Origin of the sequence: Rhodopila sp. (genome assembly GCF_965276935.1) — a bacterium.
GTDB lineage: Bacteria > Pseudomonadota > Alphaproteobacteria > Acetobacterales > Acetobacteraceae > Rhodopila.
Genome location: NZ_CBDIBS010000003.1, coordinates 414,503 through 440,415 on the forward strand (window position 1 = coordinate 414,503; position 25,913 = coordinate 440,415).

The following is a 25,913-nucleotide window of genomic DNA, read 5'->3' on the forward strand; positions in this document are numbered from 1 at the left end:
GATTAGCAAGTCTTAGCAATATTTAGCCAATTCACCGCTCGCTATCAAGCGATTTCGAGACCACGATTAGGGGGTATGGACATGGTCAGCCGACGATTCGAGTTTAACATCACCATCGAGGGAACGGAACTGCGGAAAGTTTGCGTTGGCTACTGCTACTAGCAGGAGAACTTAATGGTGAATGCTTTGACAATAAGAGACTATGCCAAGGAGATAAAAAAGATGAAAACGCGAGCAGGTTTTGCGGCACTGAGTTTGTTATTCGCTGCGGGTCATTCATTTGCTGCCGGGACTTGTGACAATAATTCCCTTAAGGGGTCCTATTCGTTCAGAGTCCAAGGCGCTAATCTTGGATTACTCGACTCGGCTAACGTGTTTCATCCGTTTACAAGCCCTGAGCCTTTTGCGGGTATCGGCCAATATATGTTCGATGGGGAAGGTAGTTTTACACGAACCGACTACAACGTTGGTCTAGGCACCCCAGCTTTCCCGCCATCCCCAGTCAACGATCAAGGTTTCCGTACAGGCGTGACCGGAACCTATTCGGTCAGCCAGGATTGCACTGGAACGATTGTCGTCGGATTACTCACCACCGGCACGCAGATCGTTTTGGCGGTCTCGGTCGTTGATTACGGACAAGCCGTGTTCGGGGTGATCAAGACAGAGCATGCATCAGCGTTTTCGTCGGCAAATAACACTAGCGATCTCGCTTGCACCGGAGGATGTGACGTGGCGGTGAATTTGTCGTTTGAGGCGCAATTCAACTCTACCCGCCGCCGTTGATGTCACGGTGCAGAGTTACGTTTTAATGGAGATAACGACGACCCTACCAGGGAATAGGTGAAGACGGTCCACGCTATCAGGGTTGCATCGATCGTGTTCCTTCCGTAGGCGCATCTGCGTGCGCCCTGCGCTATCCCGACATCGTAGCCGAGTCATGTCCATTACGCAAAATGGCCGCCAAACGATCTGGCCGGCAAGCGGATGGATAGCGCCGCGCGCTTGTCAAGCGGGTGGTGTGGTTAGAGAGCCTCGCGATCAGGCTGCAAAACACCCCGAGCAGAAACCATTATCGTGACAGGACTTCCAGGCTTTGGCGATTGCTGGTCGGCCCCATGATCCCGACCGCCAGCACGATCACCAGCATGGCGACGGCGATCATCGTGAACACGCCGACGGTGCCGTATGCCGCCAGCAGGAAGGTGACCGCATATCCCACCAGGATCGAGCTGATCCGGCTCCAACTGAAGGTGAAACCCACCGCCTGGGCACGCATGCGCGTGGGAAAAAGTTCAGCCGCATATGGGTGAAAAATGGCGACCAGCCAGTTCGTGCACAGTGACACCAGTCCGCCGCAAAGCAGGATCGACCCGTTCGTTCGGGCCTGCGAAAACAGCAAGCCGAACACGCCGATGCCGATCGCCGTTCCAACCAACTGCCACTTGCGCTCGAACCGTTCGGCGAAGAACAGGCCTAGTGCCGCACCCACGGGCGCCAGAAGGGTGATCGTCGCGGTGAAAGCCAATGAGTGGGCAATGGCGAACCCTTGCCGCACCAGCATGATCGGCACCCAGGTGATGAAGCCGAACGCCGCGATCGTCTGGCAGAACTGGAACAATGACAACATGATCGTGCGGCGCCGGTAGACCGGGCTAAACATCTCGATCCAGGCGCCGCGCGCCACGACAGGTTCGGCATGGTGCGGATCAGGCGGCGGCAGATCGTGCCCCAGTTCGTCTCGCACACGTGCCTCCATGCGCTGCATCGCCGCTTCCGCCTCGGCGTGGCGGCCATGGCTCTGCAGCCAGCGGGGCGATTCCGGCAGGTTGCGGCGAATGAACAGCACGACCACGCCGCCCAGCGCACCAACGATGACGACCCAGCGCCAGCCATCAAGACCCAGGATCCGGTAAGGCACCAGCAACCATGACAGCAACAGCGCCACCGGTCCCGATGTCAGCACGACCAGGATGCTGAACGCCATGTAGCGGCCACGCCAACGCCGCGGCGTGATCTCGGCGATGAACGAGTCGTTGTTGATGAGCTGCACGCTGATGCCAAACCCGGCGATGAATCGCAGCACGTCGATGACAACGGCGGAGCCTTGCAACGCGGTCAGGAAAATGGCGATCGAATACGCCAGCATCGACCAGGTGAAGGTCGAGCGCCGGCCAAAGCGGTCGGAGACCCAGGTGAACAGGAACGCGCCGACGAACATCCCCAGAAAAAATGAGCCAAGAAAACTGGCAAAACTGTTCCAGGCCAGCAGGCCGGCGGCGTTGGTCGTAAAGATGCTTTTCGTCAAGCCGAGCGATATGCCGCCTGGCATGGCGAACTCGTAGAACTCGAACCAGCCGCCGATGGCGATCAGCGCGACGAGTTGCACGAAGTACCGCGACGGGGGCAGCCGATCGAGCCGCGCAACGATTGAACCCGTTGATTGATCGCTTTGCATGTCGAACCCCCCAAACCACTTTTGATTAAGGATGCAACGAGAATGCCCTGACTCCGGCAACACTTCGTCGAGATGCCACGCCATCGCTGCCGGCGCCTGGATGCGACCCCTCCGCGGCAGGTTTCAAGGCAGGCTGAAATCCCCACTCGAGCCGTGCCTAATCACATATAGTACCAAACAGGCCTATATGGTGGCCGGTTGGCGCGACTGCCTCAACCATCATGGCCGGCGAACGCTATCTACGCTCTACGATGTGCACAACGAAGGTGCGGCTGCCGACGTGCGTCGGCCTGACGGGGTGATGCCGCTGATTTGTCACATCTCCGCCCGTCGGTATGCGGTCATCGGCAACCGCTAGAACACCCGGCTCGCCGCCAATTCGTCAAGGCTTTCCCGCAGCGCCTGATCGAGAATCGCGACCGCGCGATCGATTTCGTCCGTCGACACGGTCAGCGGCGGGGCAATCCGCCAGACGGAGCCCCGCTCCGGCCGCCGCCGGATGTTCATGCTCAAGCCCATCTCGAAGCATTTCCTGGTCGTACGGCCGCCCAGCTCGTGGTGCGGCAAGCGCTGCTCCCGATCCCGTACCAGCTCGACCCCCAGCAGCAGGCCCTGCCCGCGGACATCGCCGATCGTCTCGTGGCGCTGCTGCAGTTCCTCCAGCCGCGCGCGAAGGTAACCGCCGACGGTGCGCGCCCGTTCGACCAGATGTTCCTCGGCAATCACCCGCAGCACGGCCAGCCCGACCTCGGCGCCCAGCGGATCGGAGACGTGGCTGGTGTAGAAATTGAAGCCCTTGCGATGGACGCTGTCCTCGATCTCCGGCGTCGTGATCGTGCCCGCCAGCGGCAAGCCGCCACCCAGGGTCTTCGACACGGTCATGATGTCCGGCGTCACGTCGAACAGCGCCGCGCCGGTCTTGTGCCCGATGCGGCCGAAGGCGGTCTGCGCCTCGTCGAAAATCAGCAGCATGCCCCGCTCGTCGGCGGCCTTCCGCAGCGCCTGCATATAAGTCCTTGGCGGAACCAGAACGCCGCCGGCACTGATGATCGGCTCGATGATGATCGCGGCCGCACGGCCAGACGACTGCATGTCGAACATCTTGAGACCAAGCTCCAGGCAGGCGAGCGCCGAGGCTTCCTCGGTCGCGGCCTGGATATAGGGCCGATAAGCATTCGGCTCCGGCATCACGAACACGCCGGGTACCGGTACGCCGTAGCCCTTGCGGTCACTGGCGAACGAGACGGCACTGGTGCCGCCGGTCACGCCGTGCCAAGAACCGCCCACTGCCAGGACCTCATAGCCTCCGGTATGCAGCTTTGCCATGCGCAGGGCTGCTTCGTTGCTCTCCGCCCCAGTACTGACGAACAGCGACTTGGACAGGCCGCTCGGCATCCAATCCAGTGCCAGCGTCTGGCCGAGCTCGGCCACCACTTCCGGAATCATGCCGCTGAACAGGTGAAACGCCTTCTCACCCGCCCTGTGCACGGCTTCGACAATGGCGGGATGATTATGTCCGATCGTCGCGCACATCTGGCCGGAGGTGAAGTCGAGGATGTCTCGTCCGGTGTCATCACTGACGACCGTGCCCTTTGCAGCGACGAAAAGGTTCGGGAAAGCGTCGCCGCCATAGCGAGTGAGGTACGTCTTGGCGGCGTTGCGCAGAGCGGTGTTCATGCAAATGTTCCTTTTATAGCTATGAAGAAACGGATTTTCATAGTATATCAACGGCACCAAAGAATGACCCTTGTGGGTCGGCCTGGGACCGAGCAAAAGTTTGGCCTTTCCACTGCCAGAGGATCAATTCTTTGGGCCGTTGATGGTGGCATTTGAAGTCTGATCGGAAATCTATCCGGAATCATCTGTTACTCAAGACTCAGTCAATCTGGAAGGGTAGTCGTTCTCGTAGGCTGTGATTCGGTGGCTCCGCAACAAAATCGAGTGCTTCGCGACGCCTTGGAACCAGACCGATTAGGAAAAGTATGTTCTGGTCTTTGGGCACTCCGTAAGCGATGTGTCGAAGGCGGCATTTACGTGGGTGCAGCTGCTGCTACCAGCCAGCAAGTCGCGCCAATTGAACGCCTTTTTTATATGGTTGCGTTCGCTGCCCAATGATGTCTCGTTATTCGCTGCCGTCAAGGACCGCTTTTACGTTTGGCGCGACATGAACGGAACCATCTCTATAACCGTCTAATTATTTTAGCTGGCAATACCCGGTCTCGATGATAGCGTCATCTCCGCCTGTGGCGTTGGGTAGAGCGCCAGGACGGATCAGCGCAAAGCGGCCATCAGTAGATAACGTAACGTCTAGTGTTGGAGCGCTAGACTGGCAGCTGATATGGTCCTCTTTTTCATAGGCATGGAGTTTAATGATTGAGCAACTGCCGAGCACGTAATCAAAAGTAGGATCGGACAGATCGTACAGACCCCAATCGCCCCGCGCTTGGCTATATGGCTTTGCTCGTTCTTCTGAAGTCGTTTCTCTGAGCGTATACTGCTCTGGTTTAAATGCCTGCGGCTGCCATACTCCGGCCATTTTGTTAAAGGTCAGGCCGGCGGCGGCTGTGTCTTGACAGGTATATTGGTGCCCCGCCCATAGAAATTCAGCATGGGCCGGGGCGACTGTACTGACGCTGGCCCATACCGCGATTAATGAGAGGGTTCGCATCAAACGCTGGTCAGCCCGGAAAGTGCATCTATCAAGTAGGTATTGACGATCAGCCGCTCACCGACCGATCTTTGACACTCTACCAACTTCTGGCTTAGCATCACAACATCAATTTGTCCATAAGCCATTTTATGCGCAATTATTACTCGTGCTGTACCAGCAAGACGGATGTCACCGCACGAGGGACAGTCGATATCGTCGAAGTCTCCACCAGGCGGCATCCATATAGCATTTGCATTTGCGCATACGGCGCAAGGCATTTGGCTTTGCAGACATCGATCCATGGAAGCTCCGGACAATCTTTCAACTTTCTGAGAGTAGCAATCGCTCAGAGTCGTAAGCAAGTGCTTTCGCCTCGGCTGCGAATCGCATTTGTTTTGCAATGGCGTTCAGTAACAGTGCCGATCTTTTCTATTGTCTGTCCTTATCTTATGCGACGTCTAATCATCCATGGTATGGATTTAACAGCGAGACCCGCAGCGCTGCCCTACCGCGCCTGCGCACTCGCCTCCGACCGCGTAGCCCCCGACCGTGCCGCCAGCGCCGCCGCCATGAACGCGTCCAGGTCGCCATCCAGCACCGCGTCCGGATTGCCCTTCTCAAGCCCCGTCCGCAGATCCTTCACCAACTGATACGGCGCCAGCACATAATTGCGGATCTGGTGTCCCCAGCCAATATCGGTCTTCGCATTCTCCTGCGCCGCCGTCACCGCCTCCCGCCGCTGCAGTTCGGCCTCGTACATGCGCGCCTTCAGCATCGCCATCGCCATCGCGCGGTTGCGGTGCTGGCTGCGGTCGGTCTGGCAGGCCACGATAATCCCGCTCGGCACATGTGTGATCCGGATGGCGCTTTCCGTCTTGTTCACGTGCTGACCACCCGCCCCCGACGCGCGGTAGGTGTCCACCTTCAGATCGCTTTCATTGATCTCGATCTCGATCGAATCATCCACCACGGGATACACCCAAACCGAGGCAAAGCTGGTCTGCCGGCGAGCATTCGAATCGAACGGACTGATGCGCACCAGGCGATGCACCCCGGCCTCGGTCTTCAGCCAGCCATAGGCGTTGGGACCGCTGACCTGCAAGGTCGCCGACTTGATGCCGGCCTGCTCGCCCTCGCTTTCCTCCAGCAACTGCACCTTGTAGTCATGCTGTTCGGCCCAGCGCATGTACATGCGCATCAGCATCTCGGCCCAGTCCTGCGCCTCGGTGCCGCCGGCGCCTGAATTCAGCTCGATGTAGCAGTCATTGCCATCGGCCTCGCCGGACAGCAGGCTTTCGATCTCTCGCCGCTTCGCTTCCTCCGCCAGGTCGCGCAACGATGCCATGGCATCCGACACCATGGCCGCATCGCCGTCCGCTTCCGCCAGTCCGATCAGTTCCAGCGTATCCGACACGTCGCCTTCCAGCTTGCGGACGCCCTCCATGGCCGAGGCGATCTGATTGCGCTCCCGCATCAGTTTCTGCGCGGCGGCGGCGTCGTTCCACAGCGCCGGGTCCTCGGCGCGGTTGTTCAGGTCGGCAAGGCGGTCTTCGGCGACATCCCAGTCAAAGATGCCTCCTCAGCAGCGCCACGGACTGCTTGATCTGTTCGTTCAACGCGTCGGATTCAGCGGACATGGACAGGATGCTCTCGCAAGGGATCGGCTCAATATAGACCGCCCAGACTGTTATCAATCCCGCCATGCACGCCCGCCGGCGTAACCTGGGGGTCTCCAACGGTCCCGCTCGCCAGGCCGCCGCCGACAGGCCCGGACGCACCCGGAACCTGGTCCGGCTTGAAGGCATCGATCACCGTCCCGGTCGCGGTGTTCCAGGGTGCCATGGTCACGCCAGGCGGCTGCGGGAAGGACAGCACCGGGCGGCCGGCCAGCGCGGCCGCCATGTAATCATGCCAGATCGGCGCCGCCACCGCGGCGCCGTTCTCGTTGTCACCCAGCGAGGCCGGGGTGTCGTAGCCGACCCAGACGGCGGTCACCAGATCGGGCGTGAAGCCGGTGAACCAGGCATCGGCGAAATCTTGCGTGGTCCCGGTCTTGCCCGCGATCGGCCGATTGAGCCCCTTCCCGGCCGGCACGCCGGTTCCCCTTTGCACCACCCCCTGCATCATGGTGACAAGCTGGAAGACGCTGTCCGGATCGGCGATCTGGGGCCGCGAATCGCTCAGATCCGGCGGCTTGGCGGCATCGCCGCAGTCCTGACAGTCGAGCCCCGGCGTGCGCATCACGACATGGCCGTCCCTGTCCTGAACACTGTCGATGAAGCTGGGAACAACCTCCCGCCCGCCGGTCGCCAGGGACGCATAGGCACCAGCCTCCCGCAGCACCGTCGTATCAACCGCGCCGAGGGCGGCGGGCAACACCCGCGGCATCTTGTCCACCATGTGGAACGCGATGGCATTGTCGGCGATCGCCCGCATCCCGACGTGCTGAGCGACCCGCAGGGTCACCAGATTGAGCGACTCCTCCAGCGCCACCCGCAGCGGGGTCGGACCATTGAAGGTGTTTTCATAGTTGCCGGGCCGCCAGCGACCCTCCGGCGTGTCGATGACAATCGGCGCGTCCAGGAACCGCTGGCTCGGCGAAACGCCCTTTTCCAGCGCCGTCAGGTAGACGATCGGCTTGAAGCTTGAGCCGGGCTGGCGCTGCGCCTGGATCGCGCGGTTGAACTGGCTCTGCTCGTAGCTCCAGCCGCCGACCATCGCCAGCACCCGGCCGGTCCGCGGATCGAGCGAAACCAGCGCACCTTGCACCAGTGGTATCTGGCGCAGGATCGCCCGGTTGATCGTCGCCGCCGGGACCGGCGGCGCCCTGCCCTTCACCGGCGCCACGTTGACCGCCAGCCGCGCCGAAGCTGGAACCGCCGACCCCGAAGCGGGTGGCTCGATCATCACCACGTCGCCGGTCCGCACGATCTCGGTCATTCGCCTGGGCGCGGCGCCGGGCTTGTTGTCGTGGACCGGCCGGGCCCAGGAAAGATCCTGCAACGCCAGGACCGCGACGCGGCGCTCGCCAGCCGGGGTCAGCCACTCGACCTTCGCCTCGTTTTCGCTGGTGGCGGCGACCACCGCGAGTTTCCACGCAGGCAGCATCCCGCCCGGCCGCGGCACGTCATTTAGCGCCGCCGGCCAGCTTGTCTGGAAATCCGCCGGCGGCAGGTTCAGATGCGTGACCGGGCCGCGCCAGCCGCCCATCTTGCGGTCGTACGCCATCAATCCGTCGCGAACGGATCGTTCCGCCACCACCTGCAACGCCGGATCAAGGCTGGTGCGCACCATCAGGCCGCCCTGCGTCGTGGTATCCTGACCGAACTGGGCGACCAGTTGCCGCCTGACTTCCTCGGTAAACCAGTCAGCCCCCGGAATCGGCGGCGGACGACGGAATTCCGACGGCACGATTGGCTCCGCCTTCGCCGTCGCGACCTGGGCGGCGGTGATCGCATGGTCCTCGGCCAGGCGGTCCAGGACATAGTCGCGCCGCGCCCGCGCGGCTTCCGGATATTTGAACGGATTGAGATTGTTCGGCGCCTTCGGTAGAGCCGCCAGGAAAGCCGCCTCGGCGATCGTCAGCTTGTCCAGCGGCTTGTTGAAGTAGCTCTGCGCGGCGGCGGCAACGCCATAGGAGCCAAGACCCAGATAGATCTCGTTCAGATACAGCTCCAGGATGCGATCCTTGCTGAGGTTCTCCTCGATTCGCATCGCCAGGATCGCTTCACGGATCTTGCGGCCAAGCGACACCTCGCTGTCCAGCAGCATGTTCTTGGCGACCTGCTGGGTGATGGTGGACGCCCCGATCGGACGCCGTCCCTGGCCGAAATGCGCCAGGTCGAACACCCCGGCCCGGGCGATCGCCATCACATCAATGCCGCGGTGAGTATAGAAATTCTGATCCTCGGCCGAGATGAAAGCCTGGCGGACAATCTGCGGTATGGCGGCGACGGGCACAAAGATGCGACGCTCGCTCGCCAGTTCGGCCAGCAGGCGCGAATCGCCGGCATAGACGCGGCTCATGACCGGAGGCTGGTAATTGCGCAGCCCGTCGACATCCGGCAGGTCGGCGCTGAAATGGTGATAGACGACCCACGCGCCGATCCCGCCAGCGACGCCCACCAGCACCAGCAGGGCCAGAAAGGCGCCGAACAGGCCGTGCACCGCGCGCGACAGCAGCCTCAGGCCACGGTTCGCCTTGGGTGGTTTGTTTGGCCCCGGCGCCTGTGGCGCGCCGCGCGAAGGGGGTTTGGTGGGAGCCAGCCTCTCGCCAGCCGTGAACGGTTCAGTCATGGGGGGAGTATGCGTGCTTTCCGTAAAACCGCCAGCAACGAGATCGCTAGCATCACAGGCCGCAATCCTTCAACCCAGCGGCGGCCAACCCAGCGGCGGCAGCTCCGTCGGCGAAGCGTCCGCCATATGCATCAGGCCGGCGAAATAGGCGTCGACCGCGCGGCGCATGGCCTGCGCCACCATCTTTCGATGATTTGCCTGGCGTAACGCCGCCTCATCCCGCAGGTTCGACATGAAACCCATCTCGACCAGCACGCTTGGGATATCCGCCGCCTTCAGCACCACGAACCCGGCATGACGGTCCGGGTTCTGCAGCATCGGCAGGTCCTGGTCCAGGCTGCCGACCAGGCTCCGGGCGATGCGGACGGACCCCGCCTGGGTTTCCCGTCGCACCAGGCTGGCAAGGATCTGCGCGACCGCGGGCGTGGCAGCCTGCCACTGACGCCCGAGAAAGCGGTCGGCGCTGTTCTCCGTCCGCGCCAGCGCGGCGGTCTGCGCATCCGAAGCGGTCTGCGCCAGAGTGTAGACCGAGGCGCCCCGCACCGAATGGTCCGACAGCGCGTCCGCGTGCATGGACACGAACAACGCCGCGCCTTGGCGCTGGGCGCGATCGACGCGGTCGTCCAGCGGAATGAAGATGTCGCGGGAGCGGGTCAGGACCACCCTATAGCGGCCGCCGGCTTCAAGCTGCCGCTTCAGATCCAGGGCGGTGGCGAGGGCGACATGCTTCTCGAAGGTGCCGGACACGCCGATCGCGCCAGGATCCTTGCCGCCATGACCTGGGTCCAGCATCACCAGCGGCGCAGGAGGTTTCGCGCCGATCCTGTGAGACTTCGCGGCCTTCGCGTCATGAGGCTTCGCGCCCACCCAGCCGCCCGGCGCATGCTCGGGATGCGGAGCCGCCGCCATCGCGGCGTGCAGCGCGGGCGGCAACAGAAACGTGCCAAAGACGGATGTGCCCTGGCTGAAACGGCGCAGCAGCAGGCGACGCGTGATCGGCGGGCGGGGGTCCATGGCGGCTTCTTAACATATTGGATAAGCTTACGCAGCTTTCTTGTTGATAACGGCGAGTTTAAGGCAGCCTCATACGAGTCGCTTGCGGTGAGGGCTGGTTTGCTTCATCCTGATGGTCGCTACGGTGATGCAACCGGGACTAGCGGTTTACGCGCGGTTCCCTGGCCTGCTCCGGTGGCGCGTTATCCCGTGCGTTCGCCTGGTCGGAGATAGGCGAGCCAATCCGGGACAGCGTCAGCCGAGGCGATGGCCGCCTCATTGTTCGCGTCGCGCCCGCCGTTATGGATTTGTGGCGCGCCGGAGCCTGTCCCTCGTGGACAGCGCTAGCGCCGCCTTTTCACACGGGGCAGCGTTCCAGCCTGGGACGTGCCTTCCGAACGCCAGGAACTGATGAAGCACGTCGCGCCATGCCTGTCCGAAATTGGCCTTTCGCCCGCTTCGCAGGGCGGCATGACAGTCGCGCGCGCCAATCCGCATCGTTTTCCTGACCCCTCGGATGGGCCTCTTTCCGCAAGCCTTGCAAGCCGCCTGCCGGTCGTGGTCCCGCTCGGATCCGAATCGTGCGTCAGCGCGGCGTATCGGAGTTCAGGACTAGATGACGAAACGTATGCTGATCGACGCCACGCACGCGGAAGAAACCCGCGTGGTGGTGCTGGACGGTAACCGCCTAGAAGATTTCGATGTCGAGACCTCGACGAAGCGGCAGCTCAAGGGCAACATCTATCTTGCCAAGGTCGTTCGGGTCGAACCAAGCCTGCAGGCCGCCTTCGTCGAGTATGGCGGCAACCGGCACGGCTTTCTCGCCTTCAGCGAAATCCACCCGGATTACTACCAGATCCCGGTCGCCGACCGGCAGCGCCTGATCGAGATGCAGGCCGAGGAAGCTCGGCGTGAGGAAGAAGAAGCCGACCTCGAACTGGCGCTGATGCAGAGTCCGGATCACCACGACGCGGCCGAACCGGCGGCGCCCGTTGTCCAGGACCGCATGGGCGAACCGGGCGGCGAACCCAAGGTTGAAGCCTGGGCGCTGCCGTCCCTGCCGCTGCTGATGGCGCCGGAGCCGGTCGTGGCGCTGGAGGATGCGGCACTGGCTCCGGACGTCTGGGCCACGCCCGAGCTGCCTGTGCCGCTGGCGGAGCAGAATAATGAACCGGTGGAGACCGAAACCGGAACCGCATCTGAAGACCAGTCGTTTGAACACTCGCCGGAAGACGACGACACGCCATTCGGGTCGACCGAGGACGCCGCCGGTGACCTGCCGCCGCCGGAAGTCATGGGCGGCGACCACGACAGCGGCGACGATCAGCGGGAACGTCGCCTGGCCTCTCGCTTCATGCGCAGCTACAAGATCCAGGAGGTCATCCGCCGCCGGCAGATCCTGCTGGTGCAGGTGGTCAAGGAGGAGCGAGGCACCAAGGGCGCCGCGCTGACCACCTACCTTTCGCTTGCCGGCCGCTTCGGCGTGCTGATGCCCAATTCGCCACGCGGCGGCGGCATCTCCCGCAAGATCACCTCGGCCGCTGATCGCCGCCGGCTGAAGGAGGTGATGGCGGAACTCGATATCCCGCGCGGCATGGGCATGATCGTGCGCACCGCCGGCGCCAACCGCCCGAAGCCGGAGATCAAGCGCGACTGCGAATACCTGCTGCGGCTGTGGGACGACATCCGCGACCACACCATGAAGTCGGTGGCGCCGGCGCTGATCTACGAGGAAGCCAGCCTGATCAAGCGGGCGATCCGCGACGTCTATTCCCGCGACATCGACGAAATCCTGGTCGACGGTGAGGACGGCTGGCGCGCCGCGCACGACTTCATGCGCATGCTGATGCCATCGCACGCCAAGAAGGTGCAGATGTGGCGCGATGGCGGACAGCCGCTGTTCGCCCGTAATCAGGTCGAAGCCCAGCTCGACGGCATGCTGATGCCGACGGTGCAGTTGCGCTCCGGCGGCTACCTGGTGATCAACCAGGCCGAGGCGCTGGTCGCCATCGACGTCAACTCCGGCCGTTCGACGCGGGAACGCAATGTCGAGGAAACCGCGGTTCGCACCAACCTGGAAGCGGCGGACGAGGCCGCCCGCCAGTTGCGGCTGCGCGATCTGGCGGGCCTGATTGTCATCGACTTCATCGACATGGAGTCGAAGCGCCACAACGCGATGGTCGAGCGCCGCATGAAGGAGGCGCTGAAGAACGACCGTGCCCGCATCCAGGTCGGCCATATCAGCCATTTCGGCCTGCTGGAAATGAGCCGCCAGCGGCTGCGGCCATCACTGGCGGAGACCAGCTTCATCCCCTGCCCGCATTGCGGCGGCACCGGCCATGTGCGCAGCACGGAAAACGCCGCGATCCACGTGCTGCGCGGCATCGAGGACGAGGGCAGCAAGCGCCGCGCGGCGGAGATCGCGGTGCATGTGTCCACGCCCGTGGCGTTGTACCTGCTCAACCACAAGCGCGAGCGGCTGCGGGAGATCGAGCTGCGCTATGTGATGAAAGTCATCATCGCCGCGGACGACGCGCAGATCGCGCCGCAGTTCCGCATTGATCGCCTGCGCGTCCGCTCGCCCGATGAACTCCCGGTCGTGGTGGCGCCGGATCACATGGTCATGGCGCCGTCCGTGCCCGAAGCGGAAGCCGACCCGGAGGAGGAGGACGATGTCGTCGTGTCCGAGGACGAGGACGACGAGACCGACGAAGACCATCAGGCACAGCGTGCCGACGATGCGCGCGCCGACGATGCGGGGGCGGTTGCCGGCGAGACCTCCGAGGAAGCCGAGAAGCGGCGGCGCAAACGGCGGCGCCGCCGGCGCGGCGGCAGGCGGGACGAGGCCGGCACCGCGATCGAGGCACGCGACGAAGCGCCCGCCGCTCCGCCACCCGCTGCCCTGCCACCCGCTGCCCTGCCACCCGCTGCTCTGCCACCCGCTGCTCTGGCCGGCCCGGATGAAGCTGTCGAGGAAACCCCTGCCATGGCCGCCGCGGCACCGGCCGAGGTAGCCGCCGATAGCGCGCCTGCCGCGGCAGAGGCGACGCCACCGCAGGCAGATGTCGCGCCACAGACCGACACGGCGCCGCAGACTGATGATGACCGCAACCGCCGGCGCGGACGACGCGGCGGACGACGGCGGCGGCGGGACGGCGATGCCGATACTTCGCCCTTCGCGATCCCTGGGGCAGAGCAACCCGATCTGCTGCCGGTCTATGCGGGCCCCACGCCGGCCGATCCGTTCGGCGGCCAGGCCTTCGATATTTTCGACGTGATGGATCAGGCGGAGCGGCAAGCCGAGGCCGCGCCGCCGATGCGCGCGGCTTCCGCCGTGGAGATCATTTCCATCAGCGGACCTCAGCCGGAAACGGCCGCGCCGGAGGCGGAGCCGGACGCGGCGGAACCCGCTGCGGGTCCTGTCTCGCGGGATATCACGGCTGACTCATCGGCGGAGATCCTCAACGCGACCGCCCCGGAGCCGTCGGCCGAACCGCTGATGATGGAACCCGAGCCGCAGGCGGAGGAACCGGCCGCGCCGACACCTGCCAATGACGTGCTGGCGGAGATCGCAATGCCGGAACCGCCACCCGCGGAACCGGCGGTCAAGCCAATTCTGGTTGGTGCGGACAACGAGGCACCCGTCGAGAAGAAGCGCGGCTGGTGGCGGCGGTAAGCTGGGTTCACGGCGCGTCGCCATGGTCGGCTTACCGCCAAATTGGTGGAGAGAGTACCTTTGCCCTATGAAGGCCGTTGGCGACAGCAGGCGCTGTCAGGAACTCTGATTGCTGGTGAAATTAGGATTGGTGGTTAGGTCCCACTCGTCGTGCTGCATGCCGGCGAAATCTGGCAGCCAAGACGCCTTCTGTTCCGTCAGACCGCTTACGTTGGGCGCTGGTACAGCGGTGGGATCATCTAGACTGTGCAGCGTGACACTGACGTTCGGGCTGTCGATCAATCGGTAAGTTAGTGGTGTGCCACACGCCTTGCAAAAACCCCGCTCAACGAAATTCGAACTGGCGAAGATCTCCGGCTGAACCGACCAACTAATCTTGTGGGCCAGGAACCGAACAAAGACCATGAACGGGCCGCCCGATGCTTTCTGGCACATGCGGCAGTAGCAAATGCTTGAGAGATCACTCGGCCCCTCAGCGCGATATCGGACGCGGCCACACTGGCATCCGCCCTCGAGATCCATCTCACCCGCTCCTGTTGCCCTGTTGCCGCCCATTGAGCCGAACCTGTCACGCGCGTCGAATACCCGAGAAGAGTCAGGCACAATGGCCGTGCGCTGCCAACCGCCTATTGCGCGTCCGTCTCACCGATTGTGCGTTGTGTCTCAGCTAGACCACTTTCAGGCTGAATGTACAGCGTGAAAGTGGTCTAGCTCTTTGTTTGATCGCATGATTCACGCGCTTTGAACGTTCCGCTCAGCGCGATCATGCTCTAATGTGCGCCGCAGGCCTGCTTCCGTCTCACGCAATGTGCCTCGAGAAAGACCATCTATTGGGCGGCGAGCCGTTCATTATTGCGCGCCGCTACACATACCGACGTATCCACAACGATCAACCCGGCTGACCGGCGCGCATGGCATCGAGATCGCCATCCCAGCCTGATCCGGCCATGTCCGCGATAGCCTGCTGGCGACGCTGACTGACCACCCCACGACGCAAGGCTTCCTCGGCGGTGCCGCGCTTGGTCGTCTGGCCGGTCGCCCGCATGGCTTCCGCGATCAAGGCGTCGTCGATCTCGATGTTCGTTCGCATGATTATCACCAATGTGTAATCCGCTAGAAGAATATACACATCGTTGCTATTCGGATAATGGCGCGATAGCGCACCTGAGACGCGGCGCCGCCTTGCCGGAGAGATTGGATACAATGCCGAAGTATCCGATCGAATCGACGTCTACGCCGATTCTGACAGGCCGACTCTCCCTCTTCAAGCCGGCACGCGCCTGAAATAATGGCCCAGCCGAAGCCTCGACAGAACATCGGCTGATCGACGACGCACGCCCTACCGCCGCTTCGGCTCGAACCGGAACGGCGTTGCCCCTGTCGTCATCGGATCCAGCGACAGCCGATGCTCCAGCGGCGGAAACGCTCGGCTGCGGCAGTCGGGACGGTCGCACAGCCGGCAGGACAATCCGATGCCAACCCGTGCGCGGTCCAGATCAAGGCCATCGGCATAGGCAACCTCCGCCGCATTCGCCAGGGCGCAGCCCATCGCCACCACATGCACCGGCCGTGGCTCGCCCCAGTGCAGCGAGGGGCGCGCGATGGTCCGCGCGAAACACAGGAACGTGGCGCCATCCGGCAATTCCGCGATCTGCACCTGCACCGCGTTCGGCTGGGCAAACGCCGTATGCACCACCCATCGCGGGCAGGAACCGCCATAGCGGGCGAACGGAAAGCCGGCCGCCGAGAAGCGTTTCGATACATTGCCCGCCGGATCGACCCGCAGAAAGAAGAAGGGGACACCCCGTGCGCCGACACGCTGCAGCGTCGACAGTCGGTGACAGGCCTGCTCGTAGGAGACGCCGAACCGGGCGGCGACCGCTTCCATGTCGTGCCGCAACGTGGAGGCGGCCGCCAGGAAGGCGGCGTAGGGCATCAGCAACCCGCCCGCGACATAGTTCAGCAGCCCGATGCGGATCAGCATCAAGGCTTCCGACGTCGAGGGCGCCGCCTCCGTCACCGCCGCCTCGACCGCCTCCCGCGCTTCCAGCAGCGCGAGCTGGAAGGCCATCTGGAAGCCGCGGCTCTCACGCGGCAGCGCTTCCGACAGCGCCAGCCCGCGTGTTGCCGGGTCGTAGCGCCGCAACGCCGCCTCCAGCGGTTGCACCGTCACGCTGACGCCATGCACCCGGCGCAGTCGTTCGGCGATCGCGTGGTTCATTTCAGCCGGCACACCGGGGGCAAGGTCGGTGGCCAAAGCCTCCGCCGCCGCCTCAAGCGTCGGGAAATGATTGCAACGGTCGTCGAAGAAGTCGCGAGCTTCCTCATTGGGCAGCACGATCCGACGGCCTGATGGCAACGCGATGCCGTTGGCATCCTCCCGCGCCACCCGCCACGCCCGATACAGCGCCAGCACGGCGCGCGCGGCATGCGGACTGCCGGCGGCCAGCGCTTCCACTTCCTGCTCCGGCACCTCCTCGGCACCCAGCAGGAGATCGCCGAACGCCTCGCGCAGCCCGACCTCGAGCTGGCGTTCCTGTGCGCCTGACAATTCCCGCAGATCGACGCGCAACGTTTCGGCCAGCTTGATCAGCAACGACGCGGTCACGGCACGCTGGTCGTGCTCGATCAGGTTGAGGTAGCTGGCCGATATGCCGAGGCTGGTCGCCAAAGCCTGCTGCGACAACGCCCGCTCGATGCGCAGCCGCCGCACCGTGCGGCCGATCAGGGTTCGACTCATGCTTTACATTCTTTACAAGATTGCGACCTTTGTCGTCAAGATAACGACCTAATTGCAAAGCAGATTATGAGAATGCGCTTTGTTTTTGCGCCAACAGTGTCAATTATTCACTCGTCGACCACTGAGACCCAAGGAGCAAGCCGATGCGTTCAACCCCCCTCTATTCATCCGATGGCATGACCAGCGCCGGCGGTGATCCGGAGCGGTTCGCCGGCGTCCGCCGCGACTATACGCCGGCCGACGTCGATCGGCTGGCCGGCTCATTCCGCATCCGTCACACCCTGGCGGAAATGGGTGCCGCCCGCCTGTGGCACCTGCTGAACACCGAGCCGTTCGTGCCGACCTTGGGCGCGTTGACCGGCAACCAGGCGGTGCAGCAGGTCAAGGCCGGCCTGAAGGCGATCTACCTGTCCGGCTGGCAGGTAGCCGGCGACGCCAACACCGCCGGCCAGATGTACCCCGACCAGTCGCTTTATCCGGTCGATGCGGTGCCAAACGTGGTGCGCCGGATCAACAACGCGCTGCGCCGCTGCGACCAAATCGCCAGGTCCGAAGGCGGCCCAGGGGGACAAAAAGACGGCACCTACTGGATGGCGCCCGTCATCGCTGACGCCGAAGCCGGCTTCGGCGGCGCGCTGAACGCCTACGAACTGATGAAGGCGATGATCGAGGCCGGCGCCGCCGGTGTCCATTTCGAGGATCAGCTTGCCTCTGAGAAGAAATGCGGCCATCTGGGCGGCAAGGTCCTGGTGCCGATCAGCCAGCACATCCGCACCTTGAACGCCGCCCGTCTGGCCGCGGATGTGGAGGGCGTCAACACCGTCCTGCTGTGCCGCACCGATGCGCAGTCAGCGCAGTTGCTGACCAGCGACGTGGACGAGCGCGACCGGCCGTTCATCGCCGGCGAGCGCACCGCGGAAGGCTTCTTCCGCATCAAGCCCGGCTGCGGCAACGACTACGCAATCGCCCGTGGCCTGGCCTATGCGCCCTACTCGGACCTGCTGTGGTGGGAAACCAGCGAGCCCGACCTGCGCGAGGCGGAGCGCTTCGCCGACGCCATCCATCGCGAATTTCCCGGCAAGATGCTGGCCTACAACTGCTCCCCCAGCTTCAACTGGAAGAAGAAGCTGCCGGCCGACAAGATCGCGTCGTTCCAGCGGGAGATCGGCAAGATGGGCTACCGCTTCCAGTTCGTCACGCTGGCCGGGTTCCACAGCCTGAACCTGTCGATGTTCAACCTGGCGCGCGGCTACAAGGAACGCGGCATGGCGGCCTACAGCGAGTTGCAGCAGGCCGAATTCGCCGCCGAACCGGAAGGCTACACCGCGACCCGCCATCAGCGGGAGGTTGGCGTCGGCTATTTTGATGCGGTTGCCATGGCGATCTCCGGCGGGCGGTCTTCAACGACCGCGCTATCCGGATCGACCGAGGCAGCCCAGTTCCACGAGCATGCGCATGGCGAGCAGGCGCATGAGCGTCACGATGACGGCCTGGTGCACAACCACGACTGGGCCGTCACCGCGAAGTAAGCAACGAAAAATCAACGGGAGGCAGGTGGCGGGGCGTCTGCTCCGCCACTTTTCGTCAGTCGCTCGATCTCGTCACGCCGCCTTGCGCCGGAACGCATCCAAAACTACCCGCGTGGATCAACTCGCTTGGCAACTGATGCCCGACAATTGCCTCCGCCAGGCGCCCGGCCTCGATCAGCGCATCCAGATCGACACCGGTTTCGATCCCCATCTCCTCGCACAACATCACCAGTTCCTCGGTGCAGATATTGCCCGCGGCCTTCGGCTGGCCGGCGAATGGGCAGCCGCCCAGGCCGCCCACGGTCGAGTCATAGCGGGTGACGCCCAGTTTCAGGCCGGCATGGGCATTCGCGACCGCCAGGCCACGGGTGTCGTGCAGGTGAAGCGACAACAACATGTCCGGCCAGCGGCTGCGCACCTCGTTGATGACCCGCTCGATCCGCGCCGGCGTGGCCCAGCCCATGGTATCGGCCAAGGAGAACAGCGTGATCTCGGCACCGGTTTCCGCGGCGATCGCCAGACCGTCCCGCAGCGTGCTGATCACCTCGGCCGGTGAGATGTCACCCTGATAGTTGCAGCCGAACGCCGCCATCACGCCGATCCGGGTGACGGCAACGCCCTTCGCCTGTTGCAGCGCGCTGTGCTTCTTCATTGCCTCGACATTCTCGGCATGGCTGCGGTTCAGGTTCTTGCGCGTGAACCCCTCCGATGCGGTCAGCGAGATGCTGCCGTTGATGGTCAGCTTGTGCTTGAACGCCAGCGCCCGATCCAGGCCGTTGCCGTTAAAGAATAACCCTGTGTACTCCACACCCGGCTTGGCGCTGAAGCCGTCCACCACCGCCTCGGCGTCGGCCCAGCCGGGCACCAGGCGGGTGTTGACGAAGGAGCAGACCTGGATGTGGCGCAGCCCAGTCTGCGCTAGCGTCTCGATCAGCCGGATCTTGTCGGCGGTCGCGATCGGGCCAGGTTCGATCTGAAAGCCCTCGCGCGGGCCTTCCTCATGGATTTCGACATCAGTGGGTAGGTCGGTCATGCGGTGGTTCCTCCTGCATCGAGCCTCATCTTGCGTGCGGCACAAAAGGCTGGCAAGCGATCCAAGCAAGACGCCGGCGGCATGGCTGGCCAACCGCGTCCGGTTGTGGTTGCCCAAATCCCTCGATCAATGAAGCGGCCATGCGTGCACGATCAGCCAGGTGCCAAGTCCGGCAACGAGACAGGACAGCGGCAGCCCCATACGCCAGTAGTCGCTGAACCGGTAACCGCCGGGCGCCATCACCAGGAGATTGTTCTGGTGGCCCACCGGCGTCAGGAAATCGCAGGACGCACCCAGCGCCACCGCCATCAGGAAGGCATCCGGCCGATAGCCGAGGTTACCCGCGACTGAAGCGGCCACCGGTCCCATGACCAGCACCGCCGCGGCATGGTGCAGGAACGGCGTCACCAGCATGGAAACAAGCAGGATAAGACCAACGGCCAGAGCACCTGGCAGATGCGCCGCGACCACCGTCAGCGCATCCGCCATCGGCCCCGCCGCGCCAGTCTCCTTGAGCGCCTCGCCAACCGGGATCAGGCAGCCCAGCATGACAACAATGGGCCAGTCGACCGCGTCGTAGGCCTGCTTCGGGCTGAGCGCGCCGAACAGCACGACGAGCACGGCGGCGACAAAGAAAGCAGTTTCCGTTGCAACCAGATGTGTGGCGATCAACCCCATAGTGGCTGCGACAATGCCAATCGGGAGCAACCGGGGCCGTTTCTGCCCCAGCACCAGGTGGCGTTCGGCCAACGGCAAGCACCCGAGTTGGGAGAGCACCTCGGCCAGCGTTGCCTGCCGGCCCTGAACCACGATGGTGTCACCGACCTGGAAGCGTGTCTCGCGCAACCGGTTGCTGATCCGCTGCCCGCTACGGCCCAGCGCCAGCACGTTCACCTCGAACCGCTGACGCAAGGAGAGCTTCTCCAGGGTCTGGCCGATCAACAGGGAGCCTTCGATGATGACCGCTTCCGCCGCCTCTAGCTGGTCATCCTTGCTGCCCGTCTTCGGTAGCGCCACCGCTCCAAGCAATTCGAGGCCGCCCTGGTCGATCACCGGCTTGAGCGTGACGGGATCACCCTGCAGGATCAGCAGGTCGCCGGCGTAAAGCGTCCAGTGCCGTGCTGGAATGTAGCGGCGATGGCCCTCCCGAATGATCGCCGACACCACCACGTCGCCGTCGCTCAGCGCTTCCAGCTCGCCGACGGTCTTGTCGACCAGCGGCGAGCCGGCTGGCAATCGCGCTTCGCTCGTATACTTCTCGATCTCCAACCGCCGCTCGGCCGACGCCCGACCTGTACGGCCTCTGGGAATCAGCCTCCAGCCAACCGCGAGGAAACCGACCGCCATGATTGAGAGTGGCAGCCCGACCGGGGTGAAATCGAACAGCGTGAACGGGCGACCCTGTGTCTCCTGGCGCACGGCGGAGATCAGCAGGTTGGGCGACGTTCCGATCTGGGTAATGGTGCCGCCGACGAGCGACCCAAACGCCAGCGGCATAAGGTAGAGGGAAGCCGGCCGCTTGCCGCGTTCCGCCGTCTGGATGGCGATCGGCATGAAGATGCCAAGCGTTCCGACGTTCTTTATGAAGGCCGACAGGAAGGTGACACAGGCCGTGAGCACACCGATCTGGAGCGATGTCGTCCGCAGGCGCGTCAGCAGCCGGCGCATGGAGGCCTCGACAACACCAGAGGCCGAAACAGCTCGGCCGAGCACCAGGACGGAGGCGATGATGATCACGACGGGATTGGAGAATCCCTCGAAAACCTTCGCCCGCGGCACAATGCCGGCGAAGGCGGCGCATGACAGCGCCAGAGCCGCAACCATGTCATAACGCAGGCGATCGGACATGAAGAGACCCAACATGCCGGCGACGATCGCGAACGATTCAATTTGATGCAGGGTCAACCAGCATGCTCCTCAAGAGTAACCGGAATGACTGACAACCGGAGCAGGAACGGCCGGATTTCACCCATGTAGCGCGGCATCAGCGAACACCGAGGCGTCCTTGACCGGTTTGGTATGATTTTGGCATGGCTGGAGCGCCCAGGATGCTCAGGTGATCTTCCCGAACACCTGACCAACGGCTAAAGCGGTTGCTTTTGCTGGAGCCCGCTGAATGTCATCATGAGGTGATGTTGGCCGAACCCGGATCGACCATGGCTGTGACGCCTGTACCCATTTAGCCGCCGCGCATGACCAGGCGCCAGAACTCCTTAAGCCCGCAGAAGAAATTCTCGATCAGATGCCGCAACTTGTGGATTTTCCGATCCATGTCAAGCGCTGCCTCGCGGCTGGACCGTTCTGACATGACGATCCTGGCCTGGCGCGGTAGCCTGGGGAGCGTGAATGATCCGGAATCAGCCGTCATCCCGTACTAACCGGTTGCTGCCTTCATCCCACGCCGCCAATACCGCCTGCCCAGCCGAGAATGACGCACCAATCCCGTTGCCGGTGTTCTGCTGAAACGCGACCAACGGTTCTCCACTCTGCTGGCGCATATAGTAATGCACCATGAAGCCACGATAGACCGCCTGCTCCAGCGTCGCGATGACCTGGTTCGGCTTGTCGGTCGTTCCGTTGGCTGGCGTGACATGCACCGCTTCCGGCCGCAGCGCGACGGTGACCTTGCCACCGACCGGGGCATCGCCGTCCAGCGTCAACGCCGCGCCATCCCGGCACCGCACCTGGATCGAGCCACCGGCCCGTTCCGCTACGGTGCCCTGGAAGAAGTTGGACAGCCCCAGAAATCCCGCCACGAAACGCGATGTCGGCTGCTGATACACCTCCGCCGGCGAGCCGACCTGTTCCAGCCTTCCATCCCGCATCACCACAATGCGGTCCGACAGGGTCAATGCCTCATCCTGGTCGTGCGTCACCATCACCGTGGTGATGCCCAACCGCCGCTGCAACAGGCGCAGTTCAACCTGCATGCTCTCACGCAGGCTCTTGTCCAACGCGCCGAGTGGCTCATCCAGCAGCAGCATCGCCGGCTCGATCACCAATGCGCGGGCCAGCGCGACCCGCTGCTGCTGGCCACCAGAAAGCTGCGATGGCACCTTGTCCTGGTGACCGCGAAGCTGCACCAGGTCCAGCGCCTCGTTGACCCGCTGCGTCGCGGCGCGACGCTTGATGCCACGCATCTCCAGCCCGAAGACGACGTTCTCCGCCACCGTCAGGTGCGGGAATAAAGCGTAACTTTGAAACAACATGCCGATGTTGCGCTTATGCACGGGTATCCGCGTGATCGAACGCCCATCAACGAAAATCTCCCCCCCGCTCGGCTGCACCAGGCCGGCGATCATGCGCAGGCTTGTGGTCTTGCCGCAGCCGCTGGGACCCAGAAATGCCACCAGCTCCCCAGGCTCGATATTCAACGACAGGTGGTCAACCGCCGCCACCTGACCGTACTGCTTGGTCAGGTCGAAGAGCCGCACCGAGGCGGGTTCAGTGTGCAACGCCCGTCACAGCCTCCGGACCGATGAACCCATCATCGCAGCAGCGCGGCATGCTCTCGACGCGATGGCGGACTTGTCCCTCATGGGCTCGGCCGTCCACATGGACGGGATTGGGCGGCCTGCCTGACGCGCAGCCGTTGTTTGTCAACAAACGCTCAGCTTCCATAGATTTCATTGTACTTTTCCAGCAAGGCCGGCCGCCGCGGATTGATATAGGCCCAGTCGCAGGCGAACAGCTTCATCTCGTCCATCCTGCTTTCGGGATAGGCGATGTATTTCGCGATCTCCGGCTTGAAGTTCAGGCCGCTGATGGAAGGTGCCGTGAAAGTCGCTTCGGCCAGCCCCTGCTGCACCGACGGTTCCAGCATGCGGTTGATGAAGGCGGCGCCGAGTTCGGGTTCCGGGGCGCCCTTCACGAAGCTCAGGCAGTTGATGCCGGCGAATGTGCCTTCCTTCGGGAACACCATGTCGATCGGCGCGCCGGCGACCGTGTATGGGTAAATGTTCTTGGAGTATTCGATGCCGCCGACCAGGGCCTGGCCTTGCGCCACCATCATCACCGTTGTCGGGGCCTCGTAGATCGTCAGGATGTTTGGCTTCAACGCCGCCATCTTCGGCCACGCCGTGTCGAGCGCATACTGCGCCTCATGCAGCGGCTTGCCGGTGACGATGCTTGCCGTCGCCGTCAGGAAGTAGATGCTTTGGGTGAACTTCGGCGTGACCATCAGGACCTGCTTGCGGAAGCGCTCCTGCCACAGATCACCGTAGCTGGTGATCTTCGGATCGTTCTGTGGATTGAAGTAGAGCCCGCCGGTGGAGATCGCGAAGGCCGCACCGTAGCCTCCGCTGAACAGGAAGCGCTTGTAGACACGTTGCAGATTAGGCAGTTTTTCGACCGGCAGCGGATCGATCAGCCCTTCCAACTTCGCCAGGTCGATGCCGATGTCGTCCATGAACATCACGCTGTATTTCGGGTTCGTTCGTGTCGCCCGCAGCGCCGCGATCTGCGACAAGGTAACGCCCTCGGTGGTGAAGACGCGACACTTGTAGTCCGCTTCGAATTTCGGAATGATCTTCTTGCGGACATATTCGCCCTGCTGCGCGGTATAGATCCCCACCTGGATCGATTTGCCGTCAGCCCAGGCGCGTGGCGTCAGGATCATCGGCGCAGCCAGCGCGGTAACAGCGGCCTTGGTGAAGCCACGGCGGCCCATGCTGATCTTCATGACATTCTCCTACATTCCCATCGCACGCCGCAGGCCGACCAGCCGTTCCAGTATCAGCACGACACCGATGGCCAGCCCGATCATCAGGGTGGACATCGCCGCCACGGACGGATCGAACACACCGGTCGCCTTGCGATAGATCAGCATCGGCATCGGATCGTTCGCCGCATCGGCGAGCCACATCGAAACCGGATAGTTGTCGAACGACACCATGAAGGCGAACAAGGAGCCGGCCGCCACGCCGGGTGCGATCTGCGGCAGCGTGATGCGAACGAACGTGCGCCACTGGCTGGCGCCGAGGGTGCGCGCGGCTTCCTCCAGCGTGACATCGGCCAGCATTAGGCTGGCCGAGACGGTGCGTACGACGTAAGGCGATGTCACCAGGATATGCGCCAGCAGCAGGTTCAGCCAGACCGTGCGCCAGCCGAGGATGGAGAAAAGCTGCAGCAACGCCAGGCCGGTGATGAGCACCGGAAAGATTAGCGGAGACAGCAGCGCCGACCGCAGCATCGCTCGCCCCGGCAGCGGGAACCGCACCAGGGCAAAGGCCGCCGGCACGCCAAGGAAAAGCGCCCCCGCGGTGGCGGAGGCAGCCAGCCAGATGCTGAACGACAGCGCCGACTGGAAGTCCGGATCCTCGATAACCTTGCGAAACCAGCTCAGCGTGAAGCCCCTCGGCGGAAACGCCACGAACATCGTGTCGGACACCGAAAGCGACATCGTGACGACCAGCGGTGCGGCGATGAACACCAGCATGCCGATCGCCACCGTGTACATCAGCGCGGTCGCGAACGACGGCCGCCCCTTCATGCGCGGGTGCGCCGCTCGAAGAACCATGTGGAGGCCAGGTTGATGGCCAGCACCGTTCCCACCAGCACCAGCGCCACCGCCGCGCCGAACGGCCAGTCGTAGACCGCGGTGATCTGCTGCTCGATAAGATTGCCCAGCATTTGGGCAGCCGTGCCGCCGAGGATGGCAGGCGTGACGTAGGAGCTCGCCGTCAGCGAGAACACCAGGGTGAAGCCCACCGCGAGGCCCGGCAGGCTCAGCGGCAGGCTGATGCGCCAGAAGACCCGCCAGGCCGGCGCCCCCAGCGTGCGCGCGGCATCCAGCACCTCCGGGTTGACCTTCGCCAGCGCCGAGGCCAGCGGCAGCACCATGAATGGGAAGAATACATGCAGGGAGCCGACGACAACCGCCGTCTCGGAGTACAGGACCTGGATCGGATGGTCGATCAGGCCGAGCGACATCAGCAGCCAGTTCAAGACGCCGCTGCGGTTATTCGCCAGGATCAACTGCCAGCCATAGGTCCGCACCACGACGCTGACGATCAACGGCGCGATCACCACGATTGTCATGACACGCATCATCATCGGGCGGCTGCGGATCATCACCAGGGCCACCGGATAGCCCAGCAAGGCAGCCATCGCGGCGGTGACGGCGGCCATGCGCAGGGTTGAGATCAGCACATGGGTGTAAAGACCGGTGCTGAAGAAGTGCCCGAGATGCGACAGGGTGAACGGCACGGTGACGACACCATCGGCGCGCTGGGTCAGCACGCTGTAGGTGAACAGGGTGCAGGCCGGCAGCACGAAGAACGCCAGCAGAAAGGCCGCGGCGGGCAGCAGCAGCAGCAGACCCATGATCTGCTGACGCGACATCACGGCCAGACGCGGCCTGGTGCGCTCGGCGCGGGCGGCTGATGGCAGGATGGTCGCGGTGGCCGTCATCGCTGCGAGTGATGCTCCGGACATGCTGGACGGGACGCGGTCAAGGCTTAGCAATCCCTGTGCCAGCCAATCACCATGCAGCGTTTTCCCGACGCCCGCCCGATCGCGCTATGGCAGGCCCTGCTCGATA

General features: G+C 63.5%; 18 protein-coding genes. 3 read left to right on the forward strand and 15 right to left on the reverse strand.

The genetic code is table 11. The features are described 5' to 3' along the window. Positions 1–174 precede the first annotated feature (174 nt). The gene (locus ACQY4S_RS09760; protein ID WP_428485008.1) at positions 175–783 is read left to right on the forward strand and encodes a hypothetical protein; all 609 of its coding nucleotides are present in this window, start codon (positions 175–177) and stop codon (positions 781–783) included. A 286-nt stretch (positions 784–1,069) separates the two neighbouring features. Here the strand turns inward: ACQY4S_RS09760 and ACQY4S_RS09765 are convergent, their stop codons facing one another. The 6 genes from ACQY4S_RS09765 to ACQY4S_RS09790 form a co-directional block, all read right to left on the reverse strand. After that, on the reverse strand, positions 1,070–2,455 hold the full coding sequence (locus tag ACQY4S_RS09765; protein WP_428485009.1) for an MFS transporter: 1,386 nt from the start codon (positions 2,453–2,455) through the stop codon (positions 1,070–1,072). 354 nt (positions 2,456–2,809) lie between these two features. Further along, entirely contained in the window at positions 2,810–4,132 is a 1,323-nt protein-coding gene (locus tag ACQY4S_RS09770) for an aspartate aminotransferase family protein (RefSeq protein ID WP_428485010.1), read from the reverse strand. Between the two features lie 517 nt (positions 4,133–4,649). Then, complete coding sequence (locus tag ACQY4S_RS09775) at positions 4,650–5,123, reverse strand: hypothetical protein (protein WP_428485011.1); 474 nt, start codon at positions 5,121–5,123, stop codon at positions 4,650–4,652. A gap of 487 nt (positions 5,124–5,610) precedes the next feature. Beyond that, positions 5,611–6,742, reverse strand: a protein-coding gene (prfB, locus tag ACQY4S_RS09780; protein ID WP_428485012.1) for a peptide chain release factor 2 whose coding sequence is annotated in 2 segments (ribosomal slippage) — positions 5,611–6,672 and positions 6,674–6,742 — 1,131 coding nt in all. Because the reading frame shifts where the segments join, the coding sequence is not laid out codon by codon here. 28 nt (positions 6,743–6,770) lie between these two features. Continuing rightward, complete coding sequence (locus tag ACQY4S_RS09785; protein ID WP_428485013.1) at positions 6,771–9,401, reverse strand: penicillin-binding protein 1A; 2,631 nt, start codon at positions 9,399–9,401, stop codon at positions 6,771–6,773. Positions 9,402–9,470: 69 nt separating this feature from the next. After that, the gene (locus tag ACQY4S_RS09790; protein WP_428485014.1) at positions 9,471–10,415 is read right to left on the reverse strand and encodes an N-acetylmuramoyl-L-alanine amidase family protein; all 945 of its coding nucleotides are present in this window, start codon (positions 10,413–10,415) and stop codon (positions 9,471–9,473) included. 595 nt (positions 10,416–11,010) lie between these two features. Between ACQY4S_RS09790 and ACQY4S_RS09795 the strand changes: the two genes are divergently transcribed. Beyond that, positions 11,011–14,070 carry an Rne/Rng family ribonuclease gene (locus ACQY4S_RS09795; protein ID WP_428485015.1) on the forward strand — a complete coding sequence of 1,020 codons (3,060 nt, stop codon included), beginning with the start codon at positions 11,011–11,013 and terminating at the stop codon, positions 14,068–14,070. 96 nt (positions 14,071–14,166) lie between these two features. On the opposite strand, the gene ACQY4S_RS09800 is transcribed toward ACQY4S_RS09795, so the two are convergent. The 3 genes from ACQY4S_RS09800 to ACQY4S_RS09810 form a co-directional block, all read right to left on the reverse strand. After that, positions 14,167–14,592, reverse strand: coding sequence for a GFA family protein (locus tag ACQY4S_RS09800; protein ID WP_428485016.1), 426 nt, complete (start codon positions 14,590–14,592; stop codon positions 14,167–14,169). A 367-nt stretch (positions 14,593–14,959) separates the two neighbouring features. Further along, entirely contained in the window at positions 14,960–15,160 is a 201-nt protein-coding gene (locus ACQY4S_RS09805; protein WP_428485017.1) for a type II toxin-antitoxin system VapB family antitoxin, read from the reverse strand. 249 nt (positions 15,161–15,409) lie between these two features. Further along, positions 15,410–16,810 carry a helix-turn-helix domain-containing protein gene (locus ACQY4S_RS09810; protein WP_428485018.1) on the reverse strand — a complete coding sequence of 467 codons (1,401 nt, stop codon included), beginning with the start codon at positions 16,808–16,810 and terminating at the stop codon, positions 15,410–15,412. A 143-nt stretch (positions 16,811–16,953) separates the two neighbouring features. On the opposite strand from ACQY4S_RS09810, the gene aceA reads away from it, so the two are divergent. Beyond that, positions 16,954–18,339: an isocitrate lyase gene (aceA, locus tag ACQY4S_RS09815; RefSeq protein ID WP_428485019.1), complete on the forward strand. Its 1,386-nt coding sequence runs from the start codon at positions 16,954–16,956 to the stop codon at positions 18,337–18,339. Between the two features lie 55 nt (positions 18,340–18,394). Here the strand turns inward: aceA and ACQY4S_RS09820 are convergent, their stop codons facing one another. From ACQY4S_RS09820 to ACQY4S_RS09845, 6 genes are all read right to left on the reverse strand, one after another. Continuing rightward, the gene (locus ACQY4S_RS09820) at positions 18,395–19,372 is read right to left on the reverse strand and encodes a hydroxymethylglutaryl-CoA lyase (RefSeq protein ID WP_428485020.1); all 978 of its coding nucleotides are present in this window, start codon (positions 19,370–19,372) and stop codon (positions 18,395–18,397) included. Between the two features lie 126 nt (positions 19,373–19,498). Next, a complete protein-coding gene (locus ACQY4S_RS09825) occupies positions 19,499–21,277 on the reverse strand; it encodes an SLC13 family permease (protein WP_428485021.1) in 1,779 nt (592 codons plus the stop codon). A 452-nt stretch (positions 21,278–21,729) separates the two neighbouring features. Continuing rightward, the gene (locus ACQY4S_RS09830) at positions 21,730–22,827 is read right to left on the reverse strand and encodes an ABC transporter ATP-binding protein (protein ID WP_428485022.1); all 1,098 of its coding nucleotides are present in this window, start codon (positions 22,825–22,827) and stop codon (positions 21,730–21,732) included. 155 nt (positions 22,828–22,982) lie between these two features. After that, a complete protein-coding gene (locus tag ACQY4S_RS09835; protein ID WP_428485023.1) occupies positions 22,983–24,053 on the reverse strand; it encodes an ABC transporter substrate-binding protein in 1,071 nt (356 codons plus the stop codon). A 9-nt stretch (positions 24,054–24,062) separates the two neighbouring features. Further along, positions 24,063–24,863 (reverse strand): ABC transporter permease, encoded by an 801-nt coding sequence (locus ACQY4S_RS09840; RefSeq protein WP_428485024.1) that lies wholly within the window; start codon positions 24,861–24,863, stop codon positions 24,063–24,065. After that, on the reverse strand, positions 24,860–25,783 hold the full coding sequence (locus ACQY4S_RS09845; RefSeq protein ID WP_428485025.1) for an ABC transporter permease: 924 nt from the start codon (positions 25,781–25,783) through the stop codon (positions 24,860–24,862). The genes ACQY4S_RS09840 and ACQY4S_RS09845 overlap by 4 nt, the downstream gene beginning before the upstream one ends. Between the last annotated feature and the right edge of the window lie 130 nt (positions 25,784–25,913).

Bases quoted from the DNA above. Each gene is read 5' to 3' on its own strand.
- ACQY4S_RS09760 (WP_428485008.1), top strand. From the start codon at position 175: ATGGTGAATGCTTTGACAATAAGAGACTATGCCAAGGAGATAAAAAAG.
- ACQY4S_RS09800 (WP_428485016.1), bottom strand. From the start codon at position 14,592: ATGGATCTCGAGGGCGGATGCCAGTGTGGCCGCGTCCGATATCGCGCT.
- ACQY4S_RS09765 (WP_428485009.1), bottom strand. From the start codon at position 2,455: ATGCAAAGCGATCAATCAACGGGTTCAATCGTTGCGCGGCTCGATCGG.
- ACQY4S_RS09820 (WP_428485020.1), bottom strand. From the start codon at position 19,372: ATGACCGACCTACCCACTGATGTCGAAATCCATGAGGAAGGCCCGCGC.
- ACQY4S_RS09785 (WP_428485013.1), bottom strand. From the start codon at position 9,401: ATGACTGAACCGTTCACGGCTGGCGAGAGGCTGGCTCCCACCAAACCC.
- ACQY4S_RS09795 (WP_428485015.1), top strand. From the start codon at position 11,011: ATGACGAAACGTATGCTGATCGACGCCACGCACGCGGAAGAAACCCGC.
- ACQY4S_RS09805 (WP_428485017.1), bottom strand. From the start codon at position 15,160: ATGCGAACGAACATCGAGATCGACGACGCCTTGATCGCGGAAGCCATG.
- aceA (WP_428485019.1), top strand. From the start codon at position 16,954: ATGCGTTCAACCCCCCTCTATTCATCCGATGGCATGACCAGCGCCGGC.
- ACQY4S_RS09775 (WP_428485011.1), bottom strand. From the start codon at position 5,123: ATGCGAACCCTCTCATTAATCGCGGTATGGGCCAGCGTCAGTACAGTC.
- ACQY4S_RS09835 (WP_428485023.1), bottom strand. From the start codon at position 24,053: ATGAAGATCAGCATGGGCCGCCGTGGCTTCACCAAGGCCGCTGTTACC.
- ACQY4S_RS09770 (WP_428485010.1), bottom strand. From the start codon at position 4,132: ATGAACACCGCTCTGCGCAACGCCGCCAAGACGTACCTCACTCGCTAT.
- ACQY4S_RS09790 (WP_428485014.1), bottom strand. From the start codon at position 10,415: ATGGACCCCCGCCCGCCGATCACGCGTCGCCTGCTGCTGCGCCGTTTC.
- ACQY4S_RS09840 (WP_428485024.1), bottom strand. From the start codon at position 24,863: ATGAAGGGGCGGCCGTCGTTCGCGACCGCGCTGATGTACACGGTGGCG.
- ACQY4S_RS09810 (WP_428485018.1), bottom strand. From the start codon at position 16,810: ATGAGTCGAACCCTGATCGGCCGCACGGTGCGGCGGCTGCGCATCGAG.
- ACQY4S_RS09845 (WP_428485025.1), bottom strand. From the start codon at position 25,783: ATGACGGCCACCGCGACCATCCTGCCATCAGCCGCCCGCGCCGAGCGC.